Raw genomic sequence first — 14457 nt, 5'->3', positions numbered from 1 at the left:
CGTATGCCGAAGCGTCTTCGCAAGGGGGATTTTACCGTCGTGTCTGCGCGTGTCCGGCGAGAGAAAGTTGTGTGCTACATCGTTCGGGACGAGAAGTTGCTGGTGTTCCGCCACACCGAGTTCTCTTGGGAGGAAGTCGGGATTCAGGTTCCCGCGGGCAGCATCCAGGCGGGCGAGTCTCCGGCAGACGCTGCCCTCCGGGAAGCGTGTGAGGAGACGGGGCTGACCGAGTTCACGGTGGTCCGCGAACTCGGTAGAGACCAATTCGACGTCCGCCCAAATCGTTTCGAGACGCACCGGCGTCACTTCTTCCAGCTCGCATTACACCGAACCACACCCGAACGGTGGGCGAGTCAGGAGGACCACGACGGCCTGGCCCCGCCGACGAAGTTGGAGTGCTTCTGGATTCCGCTGACCGCCGCGCATGTGCTGCAAAGTGGGCAGAGCGCGATGATCGGTCGGCTTTTCGACTGAGTCTCGGACGGCCGAGGCGATTACCAGGGATCGTTGGAGTTCAGGGCGACCAGCAGGCGGCGGATGGCCGCCACCCGGTGTTCCTTGCCCGGCAATTGGTCCAGCGCGCATTCGGGATCGGCGGGCGGACCGAGATGGGTGCAGCCCCGCGGACAGTCCTCGATGGCGTCGGCGAGGTCGGTGAAGGCGGCGATGACGTCGTCCGGCGTGATGTGCGCCAGACCGAACGACCGCACGCCCGGCGTGTCGATGACCCACCCGCCGCCGGGTAGCGGGAGCGCGACCGATTGGGTGGAGGTGTGCTTGCCCTTGCCCACCCCGGATACCTCGCCCACGGCCCGCTCCGCCTCCGGCACAAGGCGATTCACCAGCGTGGACTTGCCCACGCCGGAGTGGCCGATCAGCGCGGTGAGGTGATCGGTGAGCAGATCGAGTACCGGATCGAGCGGATCGTCGATGCCGCCGTAGACGATGGTGAGGTCGAGATCGTCGAAAGCGGCGGCGAATTCGGAATCGGCCGCCAGATCGTGTTTGGTCAAGCACAGAACCGGTTGCAGCCCACCGGCGTACGCGGCGACCATGGCGCGTTCCACGAAGCCGGTGCGCGGAGGCGGGTCGGCGAGCGCGACCACGATGAACAGCCGCTCCGCGTTGCCGACCACGATGCGCTCGAACGGATCGGTGTCGTCGGCGGTGCGGCGCAGCACCGTCCGGCGGTCGGCGACCCGGACGATGCGCGCGAGGGTATCCGGTCGCCCGGACAGGTCGCCGACCACGTCCACCTGGTCGCCGACCACGATCGGAGTGCGGCCCAGTTCCCGGGCGCGCATCGCGACGATGCGGCGATCCGGATCGCCGCCGAGCACACATCCCCACCGGCCCCGGTCGACCGAGACCACCATGGCCGGCTCGGCTTCGCTGTGCTGCGGCCGGGTCTTGGTGCGGGGACGGGAGCTACGCCCCGGACGAACCCGGACATCGGATTCGTCGTAGCTGGCCGCGGATCGTCGTCCCCGGCTCAGTGCGCCGCTCCTTCGTCGGATAGCGCGGGCGCGAGCATCTGCTCCCACAAAGCGACGAAGTTCGGCAGCGTCTTGGCCGTGGTCCCGATGTCCTCGATCTCGACGCCGGGCACCCGGAGGCCGAGAATGGCTCCCGCCGTGGCCATCCGGTGATCGGCGTAGGAGTGCCACCTGCCGCCGTGCAGTTCGGTGGGCACGATCTCCAGTCCGTCCTCGGTCTCGGTCACCTTGCCACCGAGGCGGTTGATCTCGGTGGACAGCGCGGCCAGCCGGTCGGTCTCGTGCCCGCGCAGATGGGAGATGCCGCGCAGCACGGACGGGGAGTCGGCCAGCGCGGCCAGCGCGGCGACGGTGGGCGTCAGCTCACCCACGTCGTGCAGGTCGATATCGATGCCTGCGAGCCGGTCGGGGCCGTGCACGGTGAGCACGCCGTCGAAGATCCGCGCTTCCGCACCCATCCGCACGAGGATCTCGCGGATGACGTCGCCCGGCTGCGTGGTCAGCCGCGGCCAGTGCGGGATGCTGACCGTGCCGCCCGTGATCGCGGCCGCGGCCAGGAACGGGGTGGCGTTGGACAGGTCCGGCTCGATCTCCCAGTCCACGGCGCGAATCGGCCCGTGCTCCACGGTCCAGGTCTGCGCCTTGAAGCTGTCCGCGGGCGCCTGCACCCGCACGTCGGCGCGCCGCAGCATCTCCACGGTCATCTCGATGTGCGGCATCGAGGGCAGCGCCTTGCCATCGTGGTGCACCACCAGTCCCTCGTCGAAGCGCGCGGCCGACAGCAGCAGGCCCGAGACGAACTGCGACGACCCGGACGCGTCGATCGTCACGGTGCCGCCGCGCAGCGCGCCCTCGCCGTGCACGGTGAACGGCAGTGCGTCGCCGTCGATATCGGCGCCGAGCGAGCGCAGCGCGTCCAGGATCGTGCGCAGCGGCCGGATCCTGGCCTGTTCGTCACCGTCGAACGCGACATCGCCCGACGCCAGGGCGGCGACCGGCGGCAGGAAGCGCATCACCGTGCCCGCGAGCCCGCAGTCGACCGTGCCGCCGCCCAACGGCGCCGGGGTGACGGTCAACGTGTCGCCCGCGCCCTCGATGTCCGCACCGAGCGCGCGCAGCGCGGCGATCATCAGGTTCGTGTCCCGGCTGCGCAGCGCACCGGTGATGGTGGACGGACCGTCGGCCAGTGCGGCCAGGATGAGCGCCCGGTTCGTGATCGATTTCGATCCGGGCAGGGTCACGGTCGCGTGTACAGGGACCTCGACATGGGGCGCTGGCCAGAAGTTCACTCATCCATCATCACACGGTGCTAGTTTTCCAGCGCTTGCGGCGCTGGGTGTTCGCGGCCCTCTTGTGGCTCGCGTGTGCGCGCCCGCCGCTTGCTCCTTCGTCGCGTACGCGGCGGCCGCGCACACGCGAGCCGGGCCGCGAACGGCGGATGCTCGGTCTCGCTTCGCTCGAAACCGGGAGTTGCGGTGCGCTGGGAGCGTAGGTGTCGGAGCTTGCTATCGAGTGCATGCCGTTTGTTGTGACCCGGCACCGGCTCAGTCCGACTGCCGCTTGTTCCTTTGTCGCCTGCTGTGCTGGTGTTCGCGGCTGCCTGGTGGCTCGCCGGCACCGATCGGCGGGTGTTCGGTTGCGCTGCGCTCGAAAGACGTGGTTGCGGTGCGCTGGGAGCTTCGGTGTCGACGCTTCACTTACTGGTGCACGGTTTGTAGTGGCTGGTCGTCGGCTCGGCGACCGACGCATGCTATTTGTCGCCTGCGCGGGGGTCACTCGGATGTGGGCGAGGCGGCGAACGGTGCGTGCCAAGTCTCGATCACTCGGACCGGAGTTAGCGATAGTTGTTGCGCGGGAAGAAGTATGCCGGAACGGACACGCGGCGCGTAGCTGTGCCGGTCGAGTGCCCCGGGTTGCGCGGTCAGCCGGGGCCGCGGACGATGCCCGACCGACTTCGTCATAGTGCCTCGCCGTCGCGATTCGCGGCGCGTTCACTGGCGGATTGCCGCTGATCTCACCTACGGCACGGGCCGGGTGCTCGACGAGGTCGAGTGCCCGGCCCGTGCCGTGGGATTCCTACTTGTGCCGTCCGTGCAGGAACGGGACGAGCTTGCGCAGCAGCTTCATCGTGGAGTCGGTGCGGCTGTAGCTCAGCAGCGCCATGCCAGGAACGGTGAAGCGCTGCACCGCGATCGAGTGCGGACGGGTGAACTCGCGCAGACCCGGTTCGCCGTGGATGCGGCCGATGCCGGAATCGCCGACGCCGCCGAAGGGCAGGCCGGGGATGGCGGCGAAGGCGAGCACCGAGTTCACCGAGGTGGCGCCGACGCGCAGCCTGCGCGCGATGTCCAGGCCGTTCTTCTTCGAGTAGACCGCCGAGGACAGGCCGTACTTGGAGTTGTTGGCCAGTTCCACCGCCTCGTCGACGCCGTCGACGGTGCGGATGGTGATGGTCGGGCCGAAGGTCTCCTCGGCCACCGCCTCGGAGTTCTCGTCCACGTCGACCAGTACGACCGGTTCGATGAACGGCGCCTTGACCGACTCGGGGCCGCCGAGCACCGCGGTGCCGCCGTTCTTCAGCGCGTCGTCGATATGGCGGCGCACGATGTCGATCTGGCTCGGCATGGTCATCGGGCCGTAGGCGGCCTTGTCGCCGGAGCCGGGCTTGATGTCGGTGAGGATGCGCTTGACCTCCGCGACGAATTCCTCGCGCACCGAGCGGTCGACGTAGACCCGCTCGACGCCCGCGCAGGTCTGACCGCTGTTGGCGGTGGCGCCCCAAGCGACCGCGTCCGCCGCGGCCTTGATGTCGGCGTCGGCGGCGACGATCACCGCGTCCTTGCCGCCGCACTCCAGCAGCACGGGGGTGAGCCGTTCGGCGGCGGCGGCCATGATCCGCTTACCCGTGGCGGTGGAGCCGGTGAACGCGATCTTGTCGACGTCCGAACGGACCAGCGCCGCACCCGTGGCGCCATAGCCGTTGATCGTGCTGAACACGCCCTCGGGCAGTTCACGATTGGCTTCGGCGAACGCGTCGGCGAGGAAATTGCCGATGCCGGTGGAGTACTCGCTCGGCTTGAACACGACGGTGTTGCCCGCGGCGAGCGCGTAGGCGATGGAACCGTTCGGTGTGTAGACCGGGTAGTTCCACGGGCCGATCACGCCGACGACGCCGAGCGGGCGCTGCTCGAGCCGGGCGCTGAAGTTCGACATCAGCGCGCCAGGGGAGACCCGCTTGGGGCCGAGCACCTTCTTGGCGTTCTTGGCCGCCCAGGAGATGTGCTCGAGCGCGAGCATCAATTCCAGGAAGGCGTCGTCGAGCGGCTTGCCGTTCTCCGCGTGGATCAGGGCGCAGAATTCCTCCGATTTCTGCACCAGCTTGCTCGACCAGCGCAGCAGATGCGTGCGCCGCTCATCGAAACTCAGCGCGCCCCAGGTGGCGGCCGCTGCGCGAGCCTTGGCGACCGCGGCGGCCACTGCGGCGTCGTCGGCGATGACGTGCGTGCCGATCACCTCGCCTGTCGCCGGATTGACCGACGTCAGTGCCGTGTCGTGATCGGCCGGTTTGGTGTCGGTGGATGTCACAGTGGTTCTCCTCTTGCCGTCTGCGGTCGACGGTCGATGCGCATGTCCGAGTGGACGGGCAGCCCGTCCTCCGATGAGAGAATGCTATGCCACAACTCTCAACAGGTCACCAGCTATGCACCAATTGTCCCCGACGCTGTCGGTGGCGAGTGGGACTATCGGGATATGTGCGGACGATATGCGACCACGACCAATCCCGGCAGGCTCGCGGTGGAGTTGGATGCGCTCGACGAGACCGGCGCGGCCGACGAGAGCTCGTTCACCAATTACAACGTCGCTCCGACGACGCAGGTGCTCACCGTGGTCGAGCGGCACGACCGAGACCACGAAGACGACGACCCGAAACTGCGTATCCGGCGCATGCGCTGGGGCCTGATCCCGGTATGGACCAAAGCGGCCGAGCCCGGTGTACCGGTCAAAGGCAAACCGCTGTTCAACGCCCGCGCCGACAAGGCCGCCACCACGCCGTCCTTCCGTGACGCGGTGAAGTCCCGGCGCTGCCTGGTGCCGATGGACGGCTGGTACGAGTGGGTCGTCGAGCCGAACGGCGAGAAAGGCAAAGCCGCCAAGCGTCCCTACTACATGGCCAACGCGGACGGTTCCCGTCTCTACATGGCCGGCCTGTGGTCGGTCTGGCGCGACCGGTCGCAACCGGAGAGCCGACCGCTGCTGTCGTGCACCATCCTCACCACCGACGCGGTCGGCGAACTCACCCGCATCCACGACCGGATGCCGCTGCCCATGCCACGGGAACATTGGGACGCGTGGCTGGACCCGGATCACCCGGCCCCGGCGAGCCTGCTGGAGACGCCGTCCGAGGAGACGGTCGCCGCCATCGTGACCCGCCCGGTCCCATCCCTGGTCAACAGCGTGCGCAACAACGGCCCCGAACTGCTCGCCCCGGTGGACGATCAAAAGGAAGCAGAGCAGATCACCCTGCTGTGAGCGCCGGCTGCCCCACCGCCGGATCCCGCGCCGCCGCAGGCACACGGGGCGTGCCGTGCTGGATCGGCGTGCAATCGGACATCCGCACCGCTTGAATCTCCACCACGAACGAGCGCCCGGGTCCGACAACGGAATGGCTTGCTGCGCCCTGGTGATGGCGGCCGTGGCTCGTCCGCAGTCGGCTCAACGCGTCCGAGCGGCTGCCGCGTTCGCAAGGAGTTGCGTTGCATACACGGTCTCGAGTGTGGTCCAGCCGTTGGCGGCTGGATCGGGTGCCGGACCAACCGCCTGACGCAAACGGCGTCGGCCCAACCCCCGGTTTCGAGCGAAGCGAGACCGAGCATGTTCCGTTCGCGGCCCGGCTCGTGTCCGAGTGGCCGCCGCGTAGGCGACGAAGGAGCAAGCGGCGGTCACTCGGACACGAGCCATAAAGGGGCCGCGAACACGCAGCGCCGAAGGCGCTGCAAAAAATCACAGACTGCACTTCACGCTGGGTGAAGCGATATTCAAGCCGCACTTGATGATTCCGGCGACCAAGTCGATCAGCTTGGTGGTGACATTGCCGCTCAGCTTCTCGGCTTTCCCGGACTTGTCGTCACTCTTCGAACCCTGGCCGCCGAAGTCGAACACGGAATCGCTGACCTGCGTGATCTGCGGGCTGTCCGGCGCGGCGGCTGCCTCGGGGGCGAGGAGCGTTGCCGAACCGAGAGCCAAGACGAGAGCTCCGAACAACGCGACGATCACGGTGCGCACACGCTGCTGCGTAGACATTCGCATCACATCCTCGAGTCGGGTCTATCTGGCCAGTTCAGTAACGCACAGATCGCGGTGATCGTGGCGGAATTACGCGGATGTCACGGGCGCGGTCACCGCGGCGGTCAGCCGGATCAGGTCGGCGGGCGCCAGCTCGATCTCCAGTCCGCGCCGTCCGGCGCTGCACAGCATCCGGTCCCAGGTCAGCGCCGAGTCGTCGATCACGGTGGGCAGCCGTTTGCGCTGACCGAGCGGTGAGATGCCGCCGAGGACGTATCCGGTCGTCTTCTCCGCTCGCGTCTTGTCCGCCATGCTCGCCTTCGGCGCGCCGAGCGCCGCCGCCGCGGCTTTGAGCGACAACGTGTTCGGCACCGGAAGCACGGCCACCGCGAGCGCGCCGGTGGCCAATTCGATGACCAGGGTCTTGAAGATCTGCTCGGCCGCGACTCCGAGTTCGGCGCCCAGCGCGTCGACCGCCTCGGTGCCGTAGGAGTCGGAGCGCGGATCGTGCTTGTAGGCGTGCACGCGATGGGACACCTTCGCCTGGGTCAACGCGCGGATCGCGGGAGTCGAGCCTGCTGCCATGGGCCAAACCCTAACGGCGGCTGTGACCCTGCCCGCAACGGGATTTCCTGCGAATTCGCCGGGAGCCGGTGGCTGGTGGGAACACCGGACGGGTCGCGCATGTTGTAGCCGGTACACCGCGCTCGGAATGATTTCCACCGCGTGAGCAGGCCCTATGGAGACGTGAAGGAGATGCCTGTGCCCGTGCTGCTCGATGACCGCCCGGTAGGGACCGACGTGTCCCCGACCGACGGCGGATTCTCCTTCGATGTGCCGATGCCGGTAGATTTGGCAGGTACGGCGATCGAAGGGACAGGTGTGACGAGCGACGATGACGTGGCGGCCGACGATGTCGCCGCCGTCGACGATGCCGAGCTGGCACAGCGGTTCGAACGGGACGCGCTCCCGCTGCTCGACCAGCTCTACGGCGCCGCGCTGCGCATGACCAGGAACCCGGCGGATGCCGAGGACCTGGTCCAGGAGACCTACGTGAAGGCCTACCAGGGCTTCAAGTCGTTCCGGGAGGGCACCAATCTGCGTGCCTGGCTGTACCGGATCCTGACCAACACCTACATCAACTCCTACCGCAAGAAGCAGCGCCAGCCCGCGCAGTATCCGACCGACGAGATCACCGACTGGCAGCTGGCGGCGACCGCCGAGCACACGTCGCAGGGGCTGCGCTCGGCCGAGGTCGAGGCGCTGGACGCGCTACCGGACGACGACATCAAGGCCGCGTTGCAGGAACTCCCTGAGGAGTTCCGCATGGCGGTGTACTACGCCGACGTCGAGGGTTTTCCGTACAAGGAAATCGCCGACATCATGGGCACTCCCATCGGTACGGTGATGTCCCGGCTGCACCGTGGCCGGAAGCAACTGAAGGGTTTGCTCGCCGATGTCGCGCGCGAGCGTGGATTCAACCGTTCGGGGGAACGCCAGGAGGTCAAGCAGTGAGTACCGAGCGGGACCCCGACATGGAGCTCGACTGCACGGCGGTGCTCGCCGACGTGTGGCTGATGCTGGACGGCGAGTGCGACGACGCGACTCGGGAACGATTGCAGCACCACATGGAGCACTGCAGTCCGTGTATCGAGGCCTACGGCATCGAGGAGAAGGTCAAGAGCCTGCTCAGCCGCAAATGTGGCGGTGATCGCGCGCCCGAGTCGCTGCGTGAGCGCCTGACCATCGAGATCCGCCGGACGACCGTGACCACGGAGACTTCGGTCGAGACCTCCGACTGATGGGTGCCGTCGGACGTAGTCCGTCCTCAGCCTGCGCATGGCCGGAGCGAAGGCGGAGGTACGCATAGCCCGCGAAACGCGAGCGGCACGCCTTCCTGCTGGAAGTGCGTGCCGCTTCGTGCTTGCGGGCCGAGCGTAGCGCTCAGGCGTTGGGCCGCTTGCCGTGGTTGGCCGCGTTCCCCTTGCGGCTACGCTTCTTACGTCCGCGCTTACCCATGAGTAGTCTCCCTTCTGATTGAAGGCCATTCTTTCACGTGTGGTTGGCTGTACCGTCAGCGGATGCAGGCCAACGAGGATATGGGGTGTCATGGCTGAGCAAGTACTCGCCGAGCTGGTGTCGGTCGTCTACCAGGTGGTCGCCGAGGAAGGCGACGAAGTCCAGGAGGGCGACACCCTGGTGATCCTCGAGTCGATGAAAATGGAGATCCCGGTGGTCGCGGAGTCCAGTGGCACGGTGACCTCGATCGGTGTCAAGGAAGGCGACGCGATCAAGGCGGGCCACCTCATCGCGGTCATCTCCTGATCGATTGCGGCGGTAGATCTGCATGGCGACACTGAGCGAGCTGCTGGCCGAGCACACCGACCTACCCGGCGTCGCCGTGGATCATCTGCAGCGCGTGGTGGGCGATTGGCAGTTGCTGTCCGATCTGTCCTTCGCCGATCTGCTGCTGTGGGTCGGTGCGGGACCGGTGACGGACGGCGCGGACATCGTCTGCGTCGCGCAGTGCCGTCCCACCACCGCGCCCACCGTGCACCAGGAGGACCTGGTGGGCACGGTCGCGCTGCGGACCGACCATCCGCAGGTGTTCGAGGCGCTGCTCACCGGCGAGACCGTACGAGCCGACAGTGAGGGCGAGGCCTCCGGCGTCTATCACCCGCATCCGGTGCCCGCGGTCCGCGAGGCCATACCGGTGCGCTGCGGCGACGACGTGATCGCGGTGCTGAGCCGGGACACCGATCGGCAACGCTCCCGGGTGCGCAGTCAGCTGGAGAGCGCCTACGTGGCGTGCGCGGACGATCTGTGCCAGATGATCGCCGACGGCACCTTCCCGACCACCGAGGATCGCGCGGCCACCCATTCCAGCCCGCGCGCGGGAGACGGATTCATCCGGCTCGACACCGAGGGCATCGTCGTCTACGCCAGCCCGAACGCGCTGTCGGCCTACCACCGGATGGGTTTGCAGGCCGACTTGGCGGGCCAGGATCTCGCCGTCACCACCCGTTCGCTGATCACCGACCCGTTCGATGCCCAGGAAGTGGTCGGCGACATCCAAGCCGCCCTGGCCGGGCGGACCGGACGCCGGATGGAGGTGGAGGCGCGTGGAGCCACCGTGCTGCTGCGCACCCTCGTGTTGCGCCCGCACGGTGAGCTGGCCGGCGCCGCGGTGCTCGTCCGCGACGTCACCGAGGTCAAGCGGCGCGATCGCGCGCTGCTGAGCAAGGACGCCACCATCCGGGAGATCCACCACCGGGTCAAGAACAACTTGCAGACCGTCGCCGCGCTGCTGCGCCTGCAGGCCCGCCGCACCGAGAACGAGGAGGCGCAGGTCGCGCTCACCGAATCGGTGCGCAGGGTCACCTCCATCGCCTCGGTGCACGAGATGCTGTCGATGTCGGTGGACGAAGAGGTCGATCTCGATGAGGTCGTGGACCGGCTGCTGCCGATCATGGCCGACGTGGCCACGGTGCACACCACGCGCATCAAGGTGCGCCGCGCCGGTTCGCTCGGCGTCTTCTCCGCCGAACGCGCCACCCCCTTGGTGATGGTGCTCACCGAACTGGTGCAGAACGCCATCGAGCATGCCTTCGACTCGGGCGAAAACGGCACGGTGACAATCCGTTCCGAGCGTTCGGCCCGCTGGCTCGACGTGATCATCAGCGATGACGGCCGCGGTCTGCCGCCCGGGTTCAGCCTGGAGTCCTCCGATCGGCTCGGCCTCCAGATCGTCCGCACCTTGGTGACGGCCGAACTCGGCGGCTCCATCGGCCTGCACCCCGGCGCCGACATCGGTACCGATGCCGTCCTTCGCGTTCCGCTTGGCCGTCGTTCCGGCCGCTGACCAGCGCTTTCGGGCCGTGAGCCGCAGCTCACGAGGATCACCGCGTCAAGTCGCGCTCGGCAGCGCCGCAGTTTCCCATCGCCGCGAGCAGGCGGTGCCGGATCCGTCGCCCGCGCTATCGGTCGTGCCCGCTGCGCGCTGTTGCTCGGAGGTCGCGGAATGGCCGCTTCTCGGGCGCGGTGTGCGGCTTGCGGCACGGTTACTTCCCGAATGTCCGCAACGAGTGGAATGCGAGGTGTCGCACTGATTCGCGACCGTCCCAACCCGATTGGAAACCAACCACTTTCCCACAAGTTCCGCTCGTCCGCGAGTCGAACCGCGGCCCGCGCCGCGCTCTGATCCGCGCTGCCGATATTGCCGTCCGGCGAACCGCATTGGTCGGCTTCCGGATTCGTCGCGAAGCGAGACCGGTCATTTCCAGTTCGCGGACGAGCGTGCAAAAACAACACAGCCCGGCACCTTTGGGTGCCGGGCTGAAATGCGTTACCGGGCCGGGCTGAATGGCCCGGTAAGGCCGGTCGTCTGGAGATCAGACGACGGTGCGGGTGCGGGTGCGCGCGTTGCGACGCTTGAGCGCGCGGCGCTCGTCCTCGCTCATACCACCCCACACGCCGGCGTCTTGTCCGGACTTCAGGGCCCAGGACAGGCAGTCGGCGGTTACGGGGCAGCGAGCGCAGACCAGCTTGGCATCGGCAATCTGCGCGAGCGCCGGACCACTGTTACCCACGGGGAAAAACAGCTCGGGGTCCTCATCGCGACAGATGGCCTTGTGGCGCCAGTCCATTCCTCTGCTCCTTTGCTGGGCGCCGCGCAGGGCGCCGATGGTTTGTGGTTCGTTCACTTGTGCGACTCGAATGTTTCCGCACGGTTGCTTGTGAATGCTTTCACGAACACCGTAGATGTCAATAGGCACGCGGTGCACCGTGGGGAAGCTCACGCTCTGAAGGCCCCCGCTGTGGGGAAGCCTGCCCGGTCCTTTGTACTCGCTCTATCCGGATTTCGCAGCACTAACCGCGATGTTTTTCCCGGTGTTTCGCCGCTCAGCGCGGTCTCGGCGCGACGACGGCCAGGACATCGGGCACGGCAGTGAAATCCACCACGTTGCGCTTCCCGATGAAGTCGCCATCGATTTGCAGGCCGATCGGTTCTTTGGACTCGATTCGTACGGCGGGAACGTCGTCTTCGCGAAATAAATTGCGGGACTTGGGATTCCCGTTGGCCGCCAGGAGCTGGCGCGCGAGCAGGAGCGTCGGGAGGACCGCCATGGAGCGCACCGCAAACACTCCGAGGCCCGTTTCGAACCGGGTGCCGGGGTTGGTGTGCACCGGCGTGGCATTCAGATATGTCCACGGTGTGGTGTTGGTAACGAAGGCGTAATGCACCTCGTCCACGGGCTCCCGGCCGGGAATTTCGACCCGAACGCCGGGTTCCTTGCGTTTTGCCCGGAAGAATTGTCGCACAGTTGTTCGAACATAACGTGCCGGAGTGGCGGCGCGTCCGCGGGCGCGGCTCGCGTCGATCGCCTCGCAGACGTCGGCGTCGAGTCCGACGCCTGCGCTGAAGCAGAACCAGCGGTCGTCGGCCAGCCCGAGACCGATCCGGCGATCGGCGTCCAGCGTGAGCAGGTCGATGAGCTGGTTGGTCGCGGTCACCGGGTCGGGGGAGATGCCGAGCGCCCTGGCGAAGACGTTGGCCGAGCCGCCCGGGATCACACCCAGGCGTGGCAACCAGGCTTGACCGTCGTCGAGGACGGGCAGCGGCAGGAAGCCGTTGATGGTCTCGTTGACCGTCCCATCGCCACCGTGCACGACGATCAGGTCCATCTCGTTCGTGGCTGCCCATTGGGCCAGTTCCGCGGCGTGGCCGCGATGCTGGGTATGCGCAACGGTCAGCTGAGTGCGGCTCTCCAACGCGTGCGCGAGTAGGTCCCTGGTCGCCGGTGTGGTCGAGGTGGCATTCGGGTTCACGATCAGCAGCGTCCGCACGATGGCAGCCTAGTTGGCGGCCGACCGGCCCTGGAAAAGCGGCGAGCGATGCGCCGGATGCCGTTGCCCGGCATACGCCAGGACGATGACGCGGACCAGCGGGGCCGTAGGCTTGCCGCGTGAACGAGCGTCAGCAAGGGAAGCGAGGACACCGTGCGCTGCGGCGCACGACGGAGCCGAGCGAGGCGCGATCGTGAGCGACAAGAGCGCGGCCGCGGGAACGGCGCCGACGACGGTGCGGGCGGCCGGCGGATTGGTGACGCTCGAAGGCGTCGTCGCCGTCGGCTTCGCGATCGTGCTGGTGGTGCGGGGGCTGCTCGGGCACGACCAGTCCGCGACCAGTGGCTACGGCACGGCGGCCTGGTTCGGCATCCTCGGCGGGGCGGTGCTGGCCGCAGGCATCGGGCTCCTGCTGGGAAAACGCTGGGGTCGCGCCATCGCCGTCATCGCGCAGCTGCTGTTGCTCCCGGTCACCTGGTCGCTGCTCACCGACTCGCATCAGCCGGTCTACGGCACGGTGCTCGGGGTGGTCGCGGTCGCCGCGCTGGTGCTGCTGTTCGCGCCGCCGTCCACCCGCTGGATGGCGCAGGACTACGGCGTCGAACCGGAATAGTTCCCGGTGGCCGTGCGCAGCGCCGCGCGGCAGAGGTGGTCGGCGTGCCGGGTGGTCTCCGGTAGCCGGTAGCGCGGGGTCAGCGCCAGCACCTGTGCGCAGGCGGTGTCGAGGTCGATGCGGTGCCCCACGGAGACGAACACCGGCTTGACGCCGGTTCTGGTGCGCAACGCCCGCCCCACCACCGCTCCGTCGATGGTGATGTCGGTGGCCGCGCCGCGTTGCGGGCCCGGTTCGGCGTAATCGCCCCATACCGTCTTCGCCACGCCGATCGTCGGCACGCCGGTGAGCAGTCCGAGGTGGCAGGCGAGGCCGAAGCGGCGCGGATGGGCGAGTCCCTGGCCGTCGCAGACCAGCAGATCCGGTGCGCTGTCGAGCTTTTCGAGCGCGGCGAGGGTGGCCGGGATCTCCCGGAAAGCCAGCAGGCCGGGCACGTACGGGAAATCGGCGACGCCGTGCGCGACCGCGGAGGCGACCGGTCGCAGGGTGTCCGCCGTCAAGACGACGACGGCCGTGGCCACGGCGCCGGTGTCGTCGTAGGCCGAGTCGAGTCCGGCCATCGTGCGGAATCGGGTACCGGGCGGGGTGACCGGAGTGACCAGCGGCCGCAATTCGTCCTGCAGGGCCATGGCCGATTCGGCAGTGGTGGGCCAGGACGCGAGATCGAGCGGCGGGAACCAGGACATCCGCGCTACCGCGCGTCGGCGGCCAGCTTGCCGAGCGCGTCGCCGGCCAGCCGATAGCCCAGCCATTCGTCCTGGGCTACGGCGCCGATTGATTCGTAGAAGTCGATCGAGGGCTTGTTCCAGGTCAGCACCGCCCAGGAGACGCGGCTGTAGCCGTGCTCGACCGCTTCCTTCGCCAGGGCTGTGAGCAGGGCCTTGCCGTAGCCCTTGCCCCTGGTCTCCGGCCGGACGTAGAGGTCCTCCAGGTAGATGCCGTGCACGCCGTCCCAGGTGGAGAAGTTGAGGAACCAGATGGCGCAGCCGAGCAGCCTCGACTGGTCCGCCACCACGTGCGCGAACACCTTCGGTTCCGCGCCGAACAGCGCGGAGCGCAGCTGCTCGGCGGTGACCGTGCACTCGTGCCGTGCCTTCTCGTAATCGGCGAGGTCGTAGATGAGGTCGACCAGGCCCGGCACGTCGGACGGGACGGCGCGGCGCAGGACGGCGGCGCCGAGGTCGACGGCGCCGAGGTCGACGGCGGTGGGGTCGGTGG

Annotated in this window: 17 protein-coding genes; 7 read left to right on the top strand and 10 right to left on the bottom strand. The window is 67.9% G+C overall.

What is annotated here, in order from left to right:
- The first annotated feature begins 3 nt into the window (after positions 1 to 3).
- Positions 4 to 474 carry an NUDIX domain-containing protein gene (locus tag ACIHAX_RS27730; RefSeq protein ID WP_397280390.1) on the top strand — a complete coding sequence of 157 codons (471 nt, stop codon included), beginning with the start codon at positions 4 to 6 and terminating at the stop codon, positions 472 to 474.
- A gap of 20 nt (positions 475 to 494) precedes the next feature.
- On the opposite strand, the gene rsgA is transcribed toward ACIHAX_RS27730, so the two are convergent.
- The 3 genes from rsgA to ACIHAX_RS27715 form a co-directional block, all read right to left on the bottom strand.
- Positions 495 to 1376, bottom strand: coding sequence for a ribosome small subunit-dependent GTPase A (rsgA, locus tag ACIHAX_RS27725; protein ID WP_379254937.1), 882 nt, complete (start codon positions 1374 to 1376; stop codon positions 495 to 497).
- 116 nt (positions 1377 to 1492) lie between these two features.
- On the bottom strand, positions 1493 to 2785 hold the full coding sequence (aroA, locus tag ACIHAX_RS27720) for a 3-phosphoshikimate 1-carboxyvinyltransferase (protein ID WP_364432447.1): 1293 nt from the start codon (positions 2783 to 2785) through the stop codon (positions 1493 to 1495).
- Positions 2786 to 3572: 787 nt separating this feature from the next.
- Positions 3573 to 5081: an aldehyde dehydrogenase family protein gene (locus tag ACIHAX_RS27715; RefSeq protein WP_355077108.1), complete on the bottom strand. Its 1509-nt coding sequence runs from the start codon at positions 5079 to 5081 to the stop codon at positions 3573 to 3575.
- A gap of 165 nt (positions 5082 to 5246) precedes the next feature.
- On the opposite strand from ACIHAX_RS27715, the gene ACIHAX_RS27710 reads away from it, so the two are divergent.
- Complete coding sequence (locus tag ACIHAX_RS27710; protein ID WP_397280386.1) at positions 5247 to 6026, top strand: SOS response-associated peptidase; 780 nt, start codon at positions 5247 to 5249, stop codon at positions 6024 to 6026.
- A 471-nt stretch (positions 6027 to 6497) separates the two neighbouring features.
- Here the strand turns inward: ACIHAX_RS27710 and ACIHAX_RS27705 are convergent, their stop codons facing one another.
- Positions 6498 to 6797 carry a hypothetical protein gene (locus ACIHAX_RS27705; protein ID WP_356967379.1) on the bottom strand — a complete coding sequence of 100 codons (300 nt, stop codon included), beginning with the start codon at positions 6795 to 6797 and terminating at the stop codon, positions 6498 to 6500.
- Positions 6798 to 6869: 72 nt separating this feature from the next.
- Positions 6870 to 7364 carry a Cys-tRNA(Pro) deacylase gene (gene ybaK / locus ACIHAX_RS27700; protein ID WP_397280383.1) on the bottom strand — a complete coding sequence of 165 codons (495 nt, stop codon included), beginning with the start codon at positions 7362 to 7364 and terminating at the stop codon, positions 6870 to 6872.
- A 297-nt stretch (positions 7365 to 7661) separates the two neighbouring features.
- On the opposite strand from ybaK, the gene ACIHAX_RS27695 reads away from it, so the two are divergent.
- Together ACIHAX_RS27695 and rsrA are read left to right on the top strand one after the other, a co-directional pair.
- Entirely contained in the window at positions 7662 to 8294 is a 633-nt protein-coding gene (locus ACIHAX_RS27695) for a sigma-70 family RNA polymerase sigma factor (RefSeq protein WP_051021205.1), read from the top strand.
- 20 nt (positions 8295 to 8314) lie between these two features.
- Positions 8315 to 8581, top strand: a complete 267-nt coding sequence (gene rsrA, locus ACIHAX_RS27690; RefSeq protein ID WP_355077366.1) for a mycothiol system anti-sigma-R factor — start codon at positions 8315 to 8317, stop codon at positions 8579 to 8581.
- Between the two features lie 142 nt (positions 8582 to 8723).
- On the opposite strand, the gene ACIHAX_RS27685 is transcribed toward rsrA, so the two are convergent.
- Positions 8724 to 8798, bottom strand: coding sequence for a 50S ribosomal protein bL37 (locus ACIHAX_RS27685; protein ID WP_022597109.1), 75 nt, complete (start codon positions 8796 to 8798; stop codon positions 8724 to 8726).
- Positions 8799 to 8888: 90 nt separating this feature from the next.
- On the opposite strand from ACIHAX_RS27685, the gene ACIHAX_RS27680 reads away from it, so the two are divergent.
- A complete protein-coding gene (locus ACIHAX_RS27680; protein ID WP_355077100.1) occupies positions 8889 to 9104 on the top strand; it encodes a biotin/lipoyl-binding carrier protein in 216 nt (71 codons plus the stop codon).
- Between the two features lie 22 nt (positions 9105 to 9126).
- On the top strand, positions 9127 to 10641 hold the full coding sequence (locus ACIHAX_RS27675) for a histidine kinase N-terminal domain-containing protein (RefSeq protein WP_364439052.1): 1515 nt from the start codon (positions 9127 to 9129) through the stop codon (positions 10639 to 10641).
- A 529-nt stretch (positions 10642 to 11170) separates the two neighbouring features.
- On the opposite strand, the gene ACIHAX_RS27670 is transcribed toward ACIHAX_RS27675, so the two are convergent.
- Both ACIHAX_RS27670 and ACIHAX_RS27665 read right to left on the bottom strand, forming a co-directional pair.
- Positions 11171 to 11425: a WhiB family transcriptional regulator gene (locus ACIHAX_RS27670; RefSeq protein ID WP_011211115.1), complete on the bottom strand. Its 255-nt coding sequence runs from the start codon at positions 11423 to 11425 to the stop codon at positions 11171 to 11173.
- Between the two features lie 256 nt (positions 11426 to 11681).
- Complete coding sequence (locus tag ACIHAX_RS27665) at positions 11682 to 12626, bottom strand: diacylglycerol kinase family protein (protein WP_355077097.1); 945 nt, start codon at positions 12624 to 12626, stop codon at positions 11682 to 11684.
- Between the two features lie 193 nt (positions 12627 to 12819).
- Between ACIHAX_RS27665 and ACIHAX_RS27660 the strand changes: the two genes are divergently transcribed.
- Positions 12820 to 13239: a hypothetical protein gene (locus tag ACIHAX_RS27660; protein ID WP_039800324.1), complete on the top strand. Its 420-nt coding sequence runs from the start codon at positions 12820 to 12822 to the stop codon at positions 13237 to 13239.
- On the opposite strand, the gene ACIHAX_RS27655 is transcribed toward ACIHAX_RS27660, so the two are convergent.
- Positions 13218 to 13925: an endonuclease V gene (locus tag ACIHAX_RS27655; RefSeq protein WP_397280380.1), complete on the bottom strand. Its 708-nt coding sequence runs from the start codon at positions 13923 to 13925 to the stop codon at positions 13218 to 13220. The genes ACIHAX_RS27660 and ACIHAX_RS27655 overlap by 22 nt on opposite strands.
- 5 nt (positions 13926 to 13930) lie before the next feature.
- Positions 13931 to 14404 (bottom strand): GNAT family N-acetyltransferase, encoded by a 474-nt coding sequence (locus ACIHAX_RS27650; RefSeq protein WP_397280481.1) that lies wholly within the window; start codon positions 14402 to 14404, stop codon positions 13931 to 13933.
- Positions 14405 to 14457 lie beyond the last annotated feature (53 nt).

The sequence above is a fragment of the Nocardia sp. NPDC051929 genome (assembly GCF_044548645.1).
Lineage (GTDB): Bacteria > Actinomycetota > Actinomycetes > Mycobacteriales > Mycobacteriaceae > Nocardia > Nocardia sichangensis.
Note: the sequence above shows the minus strand (reverse complement) of the source record. Positions and strands in the feature narration are given on the sequence as shown.

Coding starts and splice junctions, on each gene's coding strand:
- ACIHAX_RS27730 (WP_397280390.1), top strand. CDS start 4: ATGCCGAAGCGTCTTCGCAAGGGGGATTTTACCGTCGTGTCTGCGCGT.
- rsgA (WP_379254937.1), bottom strand. CDS start 1,376: ATGGTGGTCTCGGTCGACCGGGGCCGGTGGGGATGTGTGCTCGGCGGC.
- ACIHAX_RS27710 (WP_397280386.1), top strand. CDS start 5,247: ATGTGCGGACGATATGCGACCACGACCAATCCCGGCAGGCTCGCGGTG.
- ACIHAX_RS27705 (WP_356967379.1), bottom strand. CDS start 6,797: ATGTCTACGCAGCAGCGTGTGCGCACCGTGATCGTCGCGTTGTTCGGA.
- ybaK (WP_397280383.1), bottom strand. CDS start 7,364: ATGGCAGCAGGCTCGACTCCCGCGATCCGCGCGTTGACCCAGGCGAAG.
- rsrA (WP_355077366.1), top strand. CDS start 8,315: ATGGAGCTCGACTGCACGGCGGTGCTCGCCGACGTGTGGCTGATGCTG.
- ACIHAX_RS27680 (WP_355077100.1), top strand. CDS start 8,889: ATGGCTGAGCAAGTACTCGCCGAGCTGGTGTCGGTCGTCTACCAGGTG.
- ACIHAX_RS27675 (WP_364439052.1), top strand. CDS start 9,127: ATGGCGACACTGAGCGAGCTGCTGGCCGAGCACACCGACCTACCCGGC.
- ACIHAX_RS27670 (WP_011211115.1), bottom strand. CDS start 11,425: ATGGACTGGCGCCACAAGGCCATCTGTCGCGATGAGGACCCCGAGCTG.
- ACIHAX_RS27655 (WP_397280380.1), bottom strand. CDS start 13,925: ATGTCCTGGTTCCCGCCGCTCGATCTCGCGTCCTGGCCCACCACTGCC.